This is a genomic window from Actinotignum schaalii, assembly GCF_028864145.1.
GTDB classification, from domain to species: Bacteria; Actinomycetota; Actinomycetes; order Actinomycetales; family Actinomycetaceae; genus Actinotignum; species Actinotignum schaalii_B.
This window is the reverse complement of the sequence record NZ_JARBHJ010000069.1, coordinates 1-964: the sequence shown is the minus strand read 5'-3', so window position 1 is coordinate 964 and position 964 is coordinate 1. Positions and strand designations below refer to the sequence as shown.

Below are 964 nucleotides of genomic sequence, written 5' to 3'. Positions count from 1 at the left end.
GGGTTAATAGACAAAAATAGTTGCTAATGACGGCGTGTCGTTAGCTCCCGATCCGGCCTTTACGGATGTTTAGACCGTCTTCCCACGGGCGCTCCATGTTGATATGGGTATCGATCTCGGCGGGCTTATCGCTGGGCACGCTGACGGGTTTCTTCCGTGTCTGGACCTTGTTAGAAGCGAAATCAGACATCGGTTGAGTGTTGATCGACCTTGAATAAAGCCAATAATCAAGCGCGGTCAGCAGGTGGGGCTGGGACCAGCCCCGATGGATGTGTAAGAACTCTTTCAACGGCGCGTTCACCCCTCCCTCAAGCCGGTTCGTCGTCGACTCAAGAACGGTTGACACGTCCAGACTCGGATCAAGGAACGTGAAGAGCACGCCTTGTTTGACGTAGCGGTCAAGAGAGCCCACGATCCGGCGGGTAGTAGTGTGGGTGTACCACCATTTCTTGTTTTTCCGCGCGAAAGAAGGAATATTCTCAAGGCGGGTTTCCTCTCGGTAAGTCTTCTCCGCCAGCCATGTGTCGTAGAGACCGTGGAAAGCGTGCAGCGAGTTTTGCCAGGCAATAGCCCCCTCGCGGGTAGTTATTTTGGTTAAGTCGAGAGCAAGCTTATATAAGGCCTTATGAGCGTGGGTTTGCGGGCGGGTGGTGGTGACTTGGCGGATATTACGTTGCACGTGTACCAGGCAGCGTTGGATGCGTGTGGTGGGCCATTCCTGCTTGATCGCTGCCAGCGCTCCGGCTGCCCCGTCGGTGGTGGCAACGATAGGGGCAGGCAGACGGCGTAGGAGGGCGAGGTAGGCGGATTTGGATTCACGGTCGCATAGTTGGTAGGCGATCACGCCTTCTCGCGTGTAAGCGATCAATACGCACCAGTTGTAGGCGATATAGGTCCCGTCGATGAAGACCTGGTCGTAGACCTGCCCGGTAGGTGTCCAGATAGGGCGGGTTTGCCAGCACCA

At 55.9% G+C, this 964-nt stretch carries 1 protein-coding gene; it reads right to left on the bottom strand.

Going from position 1 to position 964, the window contains the following annotated elements; genetic code table 11:
* Positions 1-40: 40 nt before the first annotated feature.
* On the bottom strand, positions 41-964 hold a 924-nt coding region (locus tag PWJ82_RS09485), incomplete at its 5' end, for an IS1249 family transposase (protein ID WP_274736431.1).